Genomic DNA, 13,934 nt, shown 5'->3' with positions numbered 1-13,934 from the left:
ATTCCGGAGAGTTAGAAATGGAAAATCTTATAGCAGTAATAACAGATTTTGGAACCAAAGACCACTATGTTGGAACTTTAAAAGCTACTTTATATAACAATAACAATGAAGCGAAAGTCGTTGACATTACACATTCTGTAAGACCTTTTGACCTTGTTGATGCAGCTTTAAAACTTAAATGGTCATATAAATACTTTCCGTCAGGAACGGTATTTCTAATTGCTGTTGATCCTGACCCTTCAGCCGAACTTATAATAATTTCAACTGAGAAATATTATATTGTTACTCCAAATAACGGAATTCCAAGCCTGATGCTTGAAGAAGAACCTGCAGACTCTGTTTATGAAATCGTTGCAGACCACTACTTTATTCAGGGAAAAGGACACTTTAGAGGCAGAAACCAGTTAGCACCAATAGCTGCTCAACTTGCCAAATTTCAATCTCCATTTTACCTTGGAGATGAAAGAGAACTGTCAATAATAAAGCGGTTCAGAATTCCATCTCCTAAAGAGATTGCTCCGGGAAAGTTTGAGTGTCTTGTTTTAGATGTGGACAGTTTTGGAAACTTAATTCTTAATATGGAAAATACAGGAAAACTACCTAAAAAAGCAATAATAAACGGAGTTGAAATAATAACCGCTTCAGAACACTTTAAAAACTATAAAAAAGGAACTTGCTTCATCTCTATAAACCCCGAAGGGCACTACCAGATAGTTGCGTATATGAGTGCAGCCTCAAAACTTTTAAAAGCAAACAGAGGAACAAAAGTGATACTGGAGTTTTAAATGTGGGATGATGTTTTTGATGTGATTGTTGTAGGAGCAGGGCATGCAGGATGTGAAGCTTCTCTTGCAAGTGCCCGTATGGGATGTAAAACAGCTCTTTTCACAATTAATGTTGACAAAATAGCGGAAATGTCCTGCAATCCTTCAATCGGTGGAGTAGCCAAGGGAACTGTCGTAAGAGAGATAGATGCCCTTGGTGGAGAGATGGCAAAAAACATAGATGAAACCGGCATCCAGTTCCGACTTTTAAATAGAAGAAAAGGCCCTGCGGTAAGAGCCCCCAGAGCACAAGCTGACAAAGAAGCATACAGAAATAGAATGCGTCAGATTATTGAACACACCGATAATCTGTATGTGATCCAGCAGACAGTTGATGATATTATCGTTGAAAACGGTAAGGTTAAAGGAGTGATAACACACATAGGTGCAAGATACAGAGCAAAAGCTGTTATAGTAACCGCCGGAACTTTCCTCAAAGGAAAAATAATAATAGGTTTTGATGAGTTTGAAGGCGGAAGAATGTGGGAGCCTTCCGCCAATAAACTTTCAGATTTTTACAGAAAACACGGATTTAGAGTTGGAAGATTAAAAACAGGAACCCCCACAAGAATAGATGGCAGAACCATTGACTTTTCAAAGATGGAAGAGCAGCCGGGAGATGAGCCACCTCCATTCTTCTCTTTCTGGACCAGACCGCGAAAAATTGAGCAGATTCCATGTTACATAACTTACACCACACCTGAAACTCATGAAATAATAAGAAGAAATCTTCACCGCTCTCCGATGTATGGAGAAAAGAAACTTATAACAGGAGCAGGAGTAAGATACTGCCCTTCTATAGAAGATAAAATTGTTAAGTTTCCTGATAGAGAAAGACACCATGTATTTGTAGAGCCAGAAGGGAGAAACACAATTGAATTTTACCCGAACGGAACATCCACAAGCCTTCCCTACGATGTGCAGGTTGAGATTATCCATTCAATTCCCGGGCTTGAAAACGCAAAAATTATAAGACCAGCTTACGGTATAGAGTATGACTTTATAGACCCGACCCATCTTTATCCAACTCTTGAAACAAAGCAGATAAAAGGCCTTTTTAACGCAGGGCAGATAAACGGAACAACTGGATATGAAGAAGCAGCCGGTCAGGGTATAGTTGCAGGAATAAATGCAGCCCTTTACGCAAAAGGAAGTGATGAAAGATTTGTGCCTGGAAGGGATGAAGCATACATCGGCGTAATGATAGATGACCTTGTTAATAAAGGAGTAAGAGAACCTTACAGGCTTTTCACTTCAAGAGCAGAATACAGACTTCTTTTAAGATATGATAACGCAGATCTTCGCCTTGCAAAATACGGATACAAATTCGGTCTTTTAACAAAAGAGCAGTATGAAAGAGTGGAGAAAAAATACTCACTTGTTAAGGTTTTCATCAGCAAGCTAAAAGAGATAAAACTCAAACCTGAAGTTATCAACCCCGTTCTTGAGAAGGAGGGATCAACACCTTTAAAAGAATCTATATTATGCTACCAGATACTTAAAAGACCGGAGGTGAAGCTTGAAGAGATTCTAAAACTGATTGAATTTGACGTCGGTGAAGATGATGAAAAACTTATAAAAGAGGCCCTTGAAGAAGCCGAAATTGAAATAAAGTATGAAGGCTATATCAACAGACAGCTTGAAGATGTAAAAAAGTTTAGAAAAATAGAGAACATAAAAATACCTGAAGATTTTGATTACGACAGTGTACCAATTTCAACAGAAGAAAAACAGAAGTTAAAAGAAGCAAAACCTTTAACTTTAGGACAGGCATCAAGGCTTGAAGGCATAAGACCATCCTCCATCTCTGTCCTTGCAATATACATCAATAAACATAAAGCCTCAAAAGAGGACAAAAGTGCTTGAAAAACTGTGTGAACTTAACAACATCAGGCTAACAAAAGAGCAGATTAAAAAGTTCAATACTTACAAAGAACTTCTTAAAAAATGGGGAAAAAGAATAAACATTACATCTATCCTTGATGATGAAGGAATAGAAACAAAACACTTTTTTGATTCTATTGTCGGAATAAAAGCCTTTAAAAAAGCAGGAATAGAATTAAAAGGAAAAGAGATAGCAGATGTAGGTTCTGGTGGTGGCTTCCCGGGTATTCCCCTCGCAATAATGGTCCCAGAATCCCGATTTACTCTTATTGAACCGCGACACAAAAGGGTTGTATTTCTTGAACAGGTTAAAAGAGCTTTAAACCTTTCAAATGTTGAAATAGTAGGAAAAAGAGTTGAAGAGATAAGCAATAAGAAGTTTGATATACTAACAATGAGAGCCGTTGAAGACCCTGAAGATGCTGCAAAAATAACAAAGAGATTCCTTGATGAAGGAGCAGTACTCTGTATCTATAGAGGAAAGGAACCTTTCAAAGAGAATCTTAAAGGATTAAATATCAGAAATATCAATCTTGAGCTAAAAGGAGTAAACTTTTCAAGACATTTTCTCTTTATCACAAAAGGAGATAGATATGGAAATAAAAATTGATGGCGAAAAAATTTTCATTATTGAAAACGGTCAGGAGGCTTTTCTAAAATTTAAGATAGAAAAACAAACCATAATTGTTTCAACAACATTTGTTCCAGAACCTATGCGCGGGAAAGGAATAGCCAAAATTTTAAATGAGAAACTTGTTGAAATTGCAATAGCAGAAAATCTTAAAATATATCCTCTGTGCAGCTACACACAGAAATTTCTTGAAAAAAGAAAGCTCACAAACCTTATCTCTGACAACTTTTAACATAAAATGCAACTCATTCTCACTTGACTGTAAAAGAGTAAATGCATAAACTTTCTGATGAATACAAATTCACTCAGGATGGAAAAATGAGGAAAGCCTTTTTAATAGCACTGGGATTGGTTCTACCTGCCAATGCCCTTACCCTGAATCAGCTTAAAACGGTAATAGATAAAAACATACAGCTCCAGCAGGAAAAGAAAAAGATAGAATCTTTTCTGTTAAAAAAGAAATTTGACGAAAAAACACTTTACTACCCTGAAATTACATTCTCCGCTTCTGCCAGCACTTTCTATCCAGATATTCCTGGAGGGGATAACTGGGAAAAGAACTTTTCTGCCGGGATAACAGCTGCCGCAACTCTTTTAAACTTTCAGACAAAAATCGATACTAAAATAACAGATAAAAATATAGAAACCGAAAGACTAAACTATAAAAAACTCTTAAATGAACTTTATTTTGAAGCAACATCTCTCCTTTTTCAGCTTAAAGGAGCAAAAGAAAAAATTAATCTCAAGAAAGAAAATGTTTCAAATGCAGAAAAAATTTTAGAAGTTGCACAGGAAAAATATAAAAACGGACTTGTTCTTATAACCGATGTTTTAAAAGCAAGAGCAAATCTTGAAAAGGCAAAAACAGACCTGATTTCAGCACAAAACGATTACAGAAAACTTGAAAACAGTATTAAATACCTGCTGAATACTCAGGACGAGATTACACCAGAAGTTGAATTAAAAGACGATTTAAACGTTAAACCTTTAAAAGCACTTATAAAGGAAGGATTAAAAAACAGAGCAGAAATAAAAATCCAGAAAATAAAAATTGAAACTGCAAAACTTTCTGCAGAGCTTGTAAAAAGCAAAAATAGGCCAACGGTAAATGTATCTGCATCCTATGCCAGGCAGAGTGACGATTTATCCTTTGAAAATGAAGATATAAATGCTGCCATAACCTTAAACTGGAGAATTTTTGACTCTTTTAAAACAAAATATGAGTATCTATCCTCTGAAAAAGAAGTAGAAATAGCACAGCTTGAACTTAAAAATATAAAAAATTCAATAATAAAAGAGATTTCCGACGCCTATAGTGATTACGAAACTGCCAGAGAATCTCTGAAAAGCGCTAAAACTTACTTTAAATTCGCCAAAAAAACCTATGAAAGAGTACTGAAAGAATATGAACTTGGAGTATCAAATATCGTTTCTTTAATAAGCGCCCATACAGAATTTATAAACGCACAGGAACAGCTTTTAACAACGAAGGTAAACTACAATATTTCCTACTATAAGCTACTTAAAAGCACTGGAGGCTTAAAGTGAAAAAATTAGGTGTAATATTTCTAATTCTTGCTCTAATAGGCGGTGGTTTTTTCTATATGAAGAAGAAAAAAACAAAAGAACTTATTCCTGTTAAAACCGTTAAAGTAAAACGAGGAGAAGTTAAAAATATTGTTGAAGCCTCTGGAATGATGAAGCCGCAGGTAGGAGCAAAGGTTAAAGTGGGAGCAAGAATATCAGGAACGGTAATTAAAGAAAACGTTAAAGTTGGTGATTACGTTAAAAAGGGTGATTTAATCGCTGTAATAGACAACAGGGAACTTGGAGAAAATCTAAAAGTAGCCAGAGCAAATTTAGAGGAGATTAAAAAAATCTATCCAAAAAAGATAGAAACTCAAAAACTTGCCATAGAAACTGCAGAGGCAAGCTTAAAAACAGCACAGGCAAAACTTGAAACAGAGAAGCACAACTTTGAACTTAAAAAATGGGAGTTTGAAAGACAGCAGAAGCTTTTAAAAGAGGGATTCACAACAGAAGCAGATTTTAAAAAGGCAAAAACTGCCCTTGAGACAGCAAAGAACAATCTTAAAGTAGCTGAAGAAGCAGTAAAGCAGGCAAAACTTGCTGTTGAAAAGGAGAAAAAAGCGTTAAAACAGCTTGAAACCGAATATAAGGCAAAGTTAACCCAGGCAGAAGCTCAGTACAAACAGGCAAAAATAAGATTTTCTTACTCATACATCTACGCACCAAAATCTGGAATTATATCCTATGTATCCACACAGGAAGGAGAAACAGTTGTCGCGGGAATGAATGCACCTGAATTTGTAACGATTCTTGACCCGGAAAAGCTTGAAAACTGGATATATGTTGATGAAACAGAAATTGGAAAAATCAAAAAAGGACAGAAGGTTGTTTTTACAGTTGATACATACAGGGATAAGAAGTTTAAAGGAAGTGTGGTGGAAATATATCCAGAACCGACAGTTCTCAACAACGTTGTTTACTACATAGTTGTTGCAAGAGGTTTCAACGATGTTTCAAAACTTAAACTCAACATGACAACCCACAATAAAATCATAATAGGTATTAAGAAAAATGTTCTGGTTGTTCCAAACGAAGCTGTTAAGTGGAAAAAAGGAAAATATGTAGTTTACAAAGTTGTAGGTGGAAAAGTAAAAGAAGTTCCAGTAAAGGTTGGATGGTCTGACGATAAATATATGGAGATTTTAAGTGGACTGAAAGAAGGAGACAAGATAGCCATCAAGGTAAAGGTGAAATAATGGAACTTATTCGCCTTGAAAACATAACAAAAACCTTCAAACAGGGAGACCTTGAAACTAAAGTTTTAAAAGGGATAAATCTCTCAATTAATGAAGGTGATTTTGTAGCGATAATGGGACCTTCCGGTTCTGGTAAATCCACCCTTATGTATATTATCGGATTTCTTGATAAACCAACGTCCGGAAAATACTATTTTAAAGGAAAGGATGTCTCTTCCTTTGACGATGACACAATATCAAAGTTAAGAGGAAGGCATATAGGTTTTGTTTTCCAATCCTTCTATCTTGTTCCCTACTTAACAGTAAAAGACAATGTTCTTCTGCCAACCATCTATTTAAAAGGAGAGGACAGAAAAGAAGTTTTCAAAAATATAAATCCGGAAGACAGAGCGATAAATTTGCTCACACGGCTCGGATTAAAGGAAAGAATTAATTTCCGTCCCGACCAGCTATCCGGTGGTCAGAAACAGAGAGTTGCAATAGCAAGGGCTTTGATAAATTCTCCCTCTCTCATAATAGCCGATGAGCCAACAGGAGCTCTTGATCAGGCTTCTGGAAAAGCCGTTATGAATATTTTTAAAGAGCTTAACGAAGAGGGAAGAACTATCCTGATAGTCACCCACGACCCTGAAATCGCCCGTTACGCAAAAAGAATCATAAGAATTAAAGATGGAGTGATAGAAGGGTGAACGGGCTTTATATAAAAGACCTTATAAACTCCCTTTATCATAATAAGGTAAGAACTTTCTTTGCACTTCTTGGTATAGTGATGGGAGTTGCATCTCTTGTGCTGATTGTTGCAGCAATTCAGGGTAGCACTTTAAGGGCAAGAAAAGTGATTGAAGCTCTTGGACCGGATTCCATCTTTATCGTTTCAGGAAGAATGGGAGCGGGACCAAGAATGAGAACAATGGTTCTTTCAATGAAAGATGTAAGAGAGATAGGAAGACTTGAGGGAATATTTGCACTTACTTACGGTCTTGTTAAACCTATAAGGGTTTCAGCAGGAAAATTCTCTAAAAACACCACAAGCTTTGGTGTAGGACCAAACTGGATAACCTCATGGAACTACAAACTTGACATTGGGCGAGATTTTACTCCTGATGATTATAGAAACTTTAAAAAAGTCTGCATAATAGGATGGGATGTTGCTGATTTTCTATTTCCCGGTGAGGATCCTATCGGAAAAACTATTCTTGTTGAAAAAACACCCTTTAAGGTTATAGCTGTTTTTAAAAGAAGGGGTAAAACACCGCAGGGGAGGAACATTGACAACAGAATATTTATCCCCTATCCGATATATAAAAAGGTCGTAATGCCCCTAAAAGAAGACAACATTTCCCTTATAAGACTCAGGGTTCTAAATATGGATGAATACAATCTTATTCTTCAAGAAGTAAAGGATATACTGTCTAAAAGACACGATATTAATAAAGAGCTTACCATCATAACACCATCTCTTGTTAAAAAGGTTCTTTCAATGATAAGTGCAAGTCTCTCAATGTTTTTAGGTCTTGCATCAATTACAGCCCTTGTAGTGGGAGGATTTGTTCTTTCAAGCATCTTTTACATCAACATCTATGTGAGGAAATGGGAAATAGGACTTAGAAGGGCAATGGGAGCAACAAAAAAAGACATTCTTATAAGAATAATGGCTGAAAGCGTTGTTATAGCTCTTATAGGAGCAGTAATAGGAACGGTAATAGGACTTTTAAGCGTAAAGTTTGTTTTACCTTTACTCTCGATACCTGTTGTTTACCCTGTGGAAGCGTTTATTATTGCCGTTATATTTTCCCTTATCGTATGTTTGATAGCATCCTACACACCGGCTAAAAGAGCTGCAGAGTTTGAACCGGTAGAATCCTTAAGGTCAAAGGTTTAAAGATGAATCTGGAAATAGAAACTATACTGCAATATTTTGGAAGTAACAAGAGAAGGACAGTATTATCAGTTATAGGTGTAGCCATAGGAGTATTCTCCCTTGTTCTTATGATGGGCATCACAGGAGCCATGAAAAATAAAGTTGGTCAGTATCTTGGTGAGCTTGGAGAGCAGGTTTTTGTTGTTATTCCCGGAGAGGTAAAAACCTTAGGCGGCAGAAAATTACAAATCAGCTTTTTCCCCACACTTACAATAAATGACGCAAAAGCTATAAAGATGCGCTGCGCACTTGTAAAAGAGGTATCACCTGTAAAGGAAGTTTTTCCTCCCATCCATGTAAACGGAACATACGTTAATCCAAAGGTGTTCGGTGTGGATGAAAATTATGCTCTCATAACATCATCAGAACCAACAAAAGGAAGATTTATAACAAGGGATGATGTTGAAAACTTCGCCCAGGTAGCTGTAATAGGAGTTGAAGTTGCAAAAAACCTTTTCAATGAAAAATACCCTGTGGGAAAAACCATCTATTTATACAACGCACCCTATAAAGTTATAGGCATCCTTCCTGAAAAAGGAGTTGATATCTCAGGGGAAGACCTTGATAACAGAGTGTTGGTTCCAATAAGCTGCGCTGTAAGAAGGCTTGAAAATGTTGATTACATAGATTCCATTTATGTTCTGCCGGTATCTCAAAAAGTAACAAAAGAAGCGATGAAAGAGGTAGCTTCTCTTCTCAAAAAACGGCACGGAAAAAAAGACTTTTCAATAAGCAGATATGAGGACCTTGTAAACACGAGAAAGGAAGCTATGGAGATATTTTCCGTTTTAAGTATAACTGTCGCTACAATAGCTTTTAGCGTTGGAGCTCTTGGCATTCTTGCTGTTATGACCCTATCTGTTTATGAAAGACTCGTTGAAATAGGTATAAGAAGGGCTTTTGGTGCCACGAGAAAAGATATTTTCAAACAGTTCTTACTTGAATCCACCATTCTTTCTCTTACAGGCTCTCTATCAGGAGCACTGTTTGCAACGATTCTTGTAAACATCATAGCAAAACTTGCGAAATGGCCACCATACCTACCGTTAAACGGTATTGCAATCTCCATCGGTTTATCTATAATAATAGGGCTCATTGCAGGAGTCTATCCCGCAATAAGAGCCACATCTTTTGAACCGAAGGAGATTCTTAAAGATGGGTGAGATTACAGTTGAAATAAACGGTAAAGAAAGATCCATAGAGATAAAAAAAAACTCCATAAGAGTTGATTCCCTTCTCAAATCCCTTGAGATATACCCGGAAACTGCTGTTGTTGTTAAAGATAAAACGCTTTTATGCGATGACGACAGAGTTCACTCTGGAGAAAAAATAAAAATAGTGATAGCTACGTCAAAAGGGTAAAAAATGCTGTGTAAAATCTGTAAAACGAAAGGAAAAAGAGAAAAAGCAGTAATAAACTTAAGGCACCATAAACTTGCACTATGCAAAGAACATTTTATTGAGTGGTTTGAAAAGCATACACTTAAAACGATTGAAAAGTTTAAAATGTTTTCAAAAAATGGAAAAATCGGTATAGCAGTATCAGGTGGAAAAGACAGTCTGTCCCTGTGGTATCTTCTAACAAAAGCAGGATATGAAACAGTTGGAATTCACATATCTCTTGGAATAAAGGCAAATGACTATTCAGAAAAATCTTTGGAACTTTGCAAGCAGATGGCAGAAAGGATAAACCGTCCACTTATAACATTTAATCTCCCTGACGAATTTGGTTATCCGATAGAAAAAATTGCTCAGCTTTCTGGAAGAGACAGCGTTTGTTCTGTATGTGGAACATTCAAAAGATACATAATGAACAAATTGGCTTTAAAAGAGAATCTTGAAGCGATAGCAACGGGACACAACCTTGACGATGAGTCAGCTGTACTTCTTTCAAACACATTAAGATGGGATACAGGCTACTTAGGAAGACAGTATCCTGTTCTTCTTGAAAAGGGAGGATTTGCAAGAAAAGTTAAACCTTTCTGCTTTTTTACAGAAAAGGAGATAGTAAGCTACGCAATATTAAACGAAATAGAGTTTATGGAAACAGGATGCCCTAACTCTGAAAAAGCAACTTCCCCGGTTTACAAACAGGCACTTGCACTTCTTGAACACAAGATGCCCGGAACAAAGCTAAGATTTTATAAAGAGTTCATAAAAAAAGCCCGCCCCATATTTGAAGCTGTTAATAAAGAAGAAATCAAACTTGTTCCCTGCGAAAAATGTGGAACACCAACAACTGCAGATGTATGCTCTGTGTGTAGAATACTTGAAAAGGTGAAAAATGCTAAAAGTAGGGAAAATTGAATATATAAATGTTCTTCCTGTCTATTTTGGCTTTATAGACAAAGCTGTGCCGTTTAAATATGAGTTTGTTGAAGAAGTTCCATCTGAATTAAATGTAATGCTCAGAGAAGGAAAAATAGACATAAGTCCTATTTCATCGTATGAATTCATAACAAATAGTGAGAAATATTTTCTGTTCCCAGATTTTTCTATCTCTTCCTATGGACAGGTAAAAAGCGTTCTATTTCTTTCCAGAGTTCCTATTCATCAGCTTCACAAAAAAGATGTATGGCTTACAAAAAGCTCAATGACTTCAAGAGCTTTAATAGAGTATATTCTAAAAGAAAAGTTCGGTGTTGAACCGAACTACTACTTTTACAGCATGAAAGAGGGAAACCTGCCAAAAACTGCAACTGCAATCCTTTCCATAGGAGATGACGCTTTTAAACTTTTAAAAAACAAGAATTACAGATTTATTTATGACCTCGGTCAGGAATGGTATAATATGTATAAACTGCCGTTTGTCTTTGCAGTATGGGCTGTCAGAAGAGAAAGTTTTATAAATCACCCAGAAGATATTAAGGAAATATATGAAAGTTTTAAAAAATCAAGAAAATACGGCCTTTCAAATCTTCAAAAAATAGCGAAAATCTACTCAAAAAAAGTTTCTCTATCTGAAAAAGAGTGTCTTGACTACTACAACTACCTTAATTACAGCCTTACATCGCTTCATAAAAAATCACTAAAACAGTTTGCTCAACTTCTAAACTACAACATAGAAATAGAAGACTTTTTACTTCCTTTTGGAGAAAAGAATGGCAGAGAAAAGAATTAAATGTCCTGTGTGTAAAAAAGAAACAAATTGGGAAAACAACCCTTATAGACCGTTCTGCAGTGAGAAATGTAAACTTGCCGACCTTCACAAATGGCTGAATGAAGAGTATTCAATACAAGAAAACAGTGCCATTGCAACTAATCAGGAAGAAAAAAACTAATCTACTTTCAGGACAAATCCTCCCCTTCTTGGATCTCCTGCCCCACAAAAACTACCTGTAACAGCCTGAACTCCACCGAAAAACATATTTTTTGAAGAAAATCTAACAACTTCTGAAAACAGGTTTTCAATACCCTTTAAAACATCTTCTTCAAATCCTGGTTCAACAAAAACAGTTCCGTTTTCATAGTGAACCCTCGGAGCATCCACAGCATCTTTAACATTCATATCAAAAGCAAGATAATTAAGAATTACATTTACTATTGCACTTCTTATTCTATTACTTCCTGCACTGCCAAGAACAAGAATCGGCTCTCCATCTTTCACAACCACGGTAGGAGACATCATGGAAGGCAGTCTTACATAAGGAGGCCATTTAAAAAATCCTTTGGGATTTAAATCCTCCTCTCCCAGCATATTGTTAAGCATAACACCTGTATCTGGAATGATGTAGCCTGAACCTTCACCGTTTGTTGTTGTTATTGAAGCGGCATTCCCATATCCATCAATAACACTTATATGAGTGGTATTTCCAAAACGATTAACTTCCCTTTTATAAGATTCCATAAAAGCACTATTAAGATAATCCTGATAATTACTTACCTTTCCATCGTCAACAAACTCCCTGCGGAATCTATTCGTTTCTTTCATAGCGTTTAAAAGTTTTACAAGATGCTGTTTTGAACCAAACTCACCAAGAGAAAAATCTTCAAGCAATTTCAAAGTAAAAGCTATCAAAATACCACCGGGAAACGGAAGATTGTTGGTTAAAATATCATATCCTTTAAAACTAAATTTCAAAGGCTCCCTTTCCTCAACCTTGTATTTTTCAAGGTCCTCTTTTCTTAAATGTCCTCCACAATTTCTACACAGGTTATCTATCCTATCTGCTATCTCACCTTCATAAAAAACCCACTGTCCCTTTCTTGAAAGAAGTGATAGAAATTCATAATAAGAATGATTCTTAAAAACTGAAGTTTCATCAATAAGCTTCCCATTAGCCATAAAAACTTTACGGGACTCATCAGTAGCGGTAAATATCGGCTCAAGAAGCTTAACGAAAGAAGCCTGAACAGAAGAAAGGACAACTCCTTTTTTAGCATACTCCATAGCAGGATAAAGCACATCAGCTAAAGGTAGCTTTCCCCTTTCTTCATGCACCCTTAAAAGTCCTGCCACCGTCCCTGGAACAGCTATAGAAGCACAACCGATATGAAAATCCTGAAGAGCATCTCCAAAATCAACGGTTATCTTGAAAAAATCTGGACTTTCGACTCTCAGTGGTGGAACATCAACAAAAAAATCGTAAAGAACTGGACTGTAACCCTGTTCAAAAGCAAGGAGAAAACCTCCACCTGCAGGACTTGTTAACGCAGGCTCACACATGTAGGAAGCAAAAACTGCAGCAACAACAGCATCAAAAGCGTTTCCACCTTCTTTCAGAACTTTTTCAGCAGCCTCAGCTGTTAACCTGTCTCCAGCAGCAACTATTCCCTTCATTCAACTATTCCATACCTGACAACATCTCTAACTGAATTCCCTTTCCTGTATTCATCTATCATTTTGTAAGATACAGGAAATTGACTGAGTATATTGTATAGATTATCTGCTCTGATACCAAGTTTTTCAATAAGACCGCTCCTGTCAAACTCTTCCAGCAAAGAGTGGATTTTACTGTTTATATTCTCAATTCCATCTCCATCAATAAATACTCCATCAAGACCGTGTCTAACAGCATTCCAGCGGTTCTGCTTTACAACTTGATGATAAAAGCGCTCCATCTTTTTATCCTTTGACCATGCAGCAAGAAGTCTGAAAAAATCTGCAACTGCTTCTATTCTGTCAAAGTCGGGAATAGCATCACACACTCTAAGCTCAACAGTTCCAAGGTCAGGCCTTGGCCTTACATCCCACCATATATCTTTTAAGGCTTCAACAAAGCCAGCATACTTTAATGTGAGAAACATCTTCTCAAACTCGTCTGTTGAAAAAAACTGCTCTGGAACACCAGCCCTTGGAAGCTGCTCAAACACCTTTAACCTGTAGCTGTGCAAACCTGTAAACTTTCCCTTATAAAATGGAGAGGAAGAAGATATAGCAACGAAAAGCGGAAGATACTTCAACGCTAAATTATAGGTCTGCCACAGTTCCTTTTCCGTTTCAACACCAATATGGATATGAAGTCCAAAAATCAGAAAATTTTTAAGTACTATCTGAAATTCATTTAAAAGTTTCTCATATCTTTTGTCCCTTGTTATCCTTATCTCTAAAGGATTTGTAAAAGGATGTGTGCCAAGAAGCAAAGGATAAAACCCTTCCTTGCTTCCTATCTCCTTTATCTCAAAGTAAGCATCCTTTAAAAATTTAACAGCTTCAAATGAATTTTTTGACGGTGGAGAAACAATCTCAACCATAGATTGGAGAAACTCTTTATGTAGCACTTTTAAAAGACTTTTTGAAGCATTCTGAAAAACAGAATCAGATTTCTCCGTTAGTTCAAAAGTAAAAGAATCAACAAGCTGCACCTCAAGCTCAAGACCTACAGTATAAGGTAACGAAGGATTAAATTTCAAACCAAGCCTCTCTTATATAAAAATCAGCTAATATT

General features: G+C 36.4%; 15 protein-coding genes. 13 read left to right on the top strand and 2 right to left on the bottom strand.

The features are described from left to right. Nucleotides 1-17: 17 nt before the first annotated feature. The 13 genes from CHB58_RS03475 to CHB58_RS03415 all read left to right on the top strand — a co-directional run bounded on the left by CHB58_RS03475 (nt 18) and on the right by CHB58_RS03415 (nt 11,327). Nucleotides 18-785: an SAM hydrolase/SAM-dependent halogenase family protein gene (locus tag CHB58_RS03475; protein WP_089322715.1), complete on the top strand. Its 768-nt coding sequence runs from the start codon at nt 18-20 to the stop codon at nt 783-785. Beyond that, entirely contained in the window at nt 786-2,690 is a 1,905-nt protein-coding gene (gene mnmG, locus CHB58_RS03470) for a tRNA uridine-5-carboxymethylaminomethyl(34) synthesis enzyme MnmG (protein ID WP_089322714.1), read from the top strand. It abuts the gene before it with no gap. Further along, entirely contained in the window at nt 2,683-3,318 is a 636-nt protein-coding gene (rsmG, locus tag CHB58_RS03465; protein ID WP_245807327.1) for a 16S rRNA (guanine(527)-N(7))-methyltransferase RsmG, read from the top strand. The genes mnmG and rsmG overlap by 8 nt, the downstream gene beginning before the upstream one ends. Then, nucleotides 3,302-3,571 carry a GNAT family N-acetyltransferase gene (locus CHB58_RS03460; RefSeq protein WP_089322713.1) on the top strand — a complete coding sequence of 90 codons (270 nt, stop codon included), beginning with the start codon at nt 3,302-3,304 and terminating at the stop codon, nt 3,569-3,571. The genes rsmG and CHB58_RS03460 overlap by 17 nt, the downstream gene beginning before the upstream one ends. An 86-nt stretch (nt 3,572-3,657) precedes the next feature. Next, entirely contained in the window at nt 3,658-4,887 is a 1,230-nt protein-coding gene (locus CHB58_RS03455; protein WP_180706421.1) for a TolC family protein, read from the top strand. Next, complete coding sequence (locus CHB58_RS03450; protein WP_089322711.1) at nt 4,884-6,125, top strand: efflux RND transporter periplasmic adaptor subunit; 1,242 nt, start codon at nt 4,884-4,886, stop codon at nt 6,123-6,125. The genes CHB58_RS03455 and CHB58_RS03450 overlap by 4 nt, the downstream gene beginning before the upstream one ends. Beyond that, entirely contained in the window at nt 6,125-6,814 is a 690-nt protein-coding gene (locus tag CHB58_RS03445) for an ABC transporter ATP-binding protein (protein WP_089322710.1), read from the top strand. Before CHB58_RS03450 ends, CHB58_RS03445 begins: the two co-directional genes overlap by 1 nt. Beyond that, complete coding sequence (locus CHB58_RS03440) at nt 6,811-8,007, top strand: ABC transporter permease (RefSeq protein ID WP_089322709.1); 1,197 nt, start codon at nt 6,811-6,813, stop codon at nt 8,005-8,007. The genes CHB58_RS03445 and CHB58_RS03440 overlap by 4 nt, the downstream gene beginning before the upstream one ends. 2 nt (nt 8,008-8,009) lie before the next feature. After that, entirely contained in the window at nt 8,010-9,209 is a 1,200-nt protein-coding gene (locus CHB58_RS03435) for an ABC transporter permease (RefSeq protein ID WP_245807326.1), read from the top strand. Further along, entirely contained in the window at nt 9,202-9,408 is a 207-nt protein-coding gene (locus CHB58_RS03430) for a ubiquitin family protein (RefSeq protein WP_089322708.1), read from the top strand. The genes CHB58_RS03435 and CHB58_RS03430 overlap by 8 nt, the downstream gene beginning before the upstream one ends. A 3-nt stretch (nt 9,409-9,411) precedes the next feature. Then, the gene (locus tag CHB58_RS03425; protein WP_089322707.1) at nt 9,412-10,353 is read left to right on the top strand and encodes a TIGR00269 family protein; all 942 of its coding nucleotides are present in this window, start codon (nt 9,412-9,414) and stop codon (nt 10,351-10,353) included. Next, the gene (locus CHB58_RS03420; protein ID WP_089322706.1) at nt 10,331-11,167 is read left to right on the top strand and encodes a menaquinone biosynthesis protein; all 837 of its coding nucleotides are present in this window, start codon (nt 10,331-10,333) and stop codon (nt 11,165-11,167) included. Before CHB58_RS03425 ends, CHB58_RS03420 begins: the two co-directional genes overlap by 23 nt. After that, nucleotides 11,148-11,327: a DNA gyrase inhibitor YacG gene (locus CHB58_RS03415; protein ID WP_089322705.1), complete on the top strand. Its 180-nt coding sequence runs from the start codon at nt 11,148-11,150 to the stop codon at nt 11,325-11,327. Before CHB58_RS03420 ends, CHB58_RS03415 begins: the two co-directional genes overlap by 20 nt. On the opposite strand, the gene CHB58_RS03410 is transcribed toward CHB58_RS03415, so the two are convergent. Both CHB58_RS03410 and CHB58_RS03405 read right to left on the bottom strand, forming a co-directional pair. Continuing rightward, on the bottom strand, nt 11,324-12,826 hold the full coding sequence (locus CHB58_RS03410) for a gamma-glutamyltransferase family protein (RefSeq protein WP_089322704.1): 1,503 nt from the start codon (nt 12,824-12,826) through the stop codon (nt 11,324-11,326). The two genes, CHB58_RS03415 and CHB58_RS03410, sit on opposite strands and share 4 nt — an antisense overlap. Then, nucleotides 12,823-13,899: a carboxylate-amine ligase gene (locus CHB58_RS03405; RefSeq protein ID WP_089322703.1), complete on the bottom strand. Its 1,077-nt coding sequence runs from the start codon at nt 13,897-13,899 to the stop codon at nt 12,823-12,825. The genes CHB58_RS03410 and CHB58_RS03405 overlap by 4 nt, the downstream gene beginning before the upstream one ends. Nucleotides 13,900-13,934 lie beyond the last annotated feature (35 nt).

The organism is Desulfurobacterium atlanticum, assembly GCF_900188395.1.
In the GTDB taxonomy this organism is placed as follows: Bacteria; Aquificota; Aquificia; order Desulfurobacteriales; family Desulfurobacteriaceae; genus Desulfurobacterium_A; species Desulfurobacterium_A atlanticum.
Note: the sequence above shows the minus strand (reverse complement) of the source record. Positions and strands in the feature narration are given on the sequence as shown.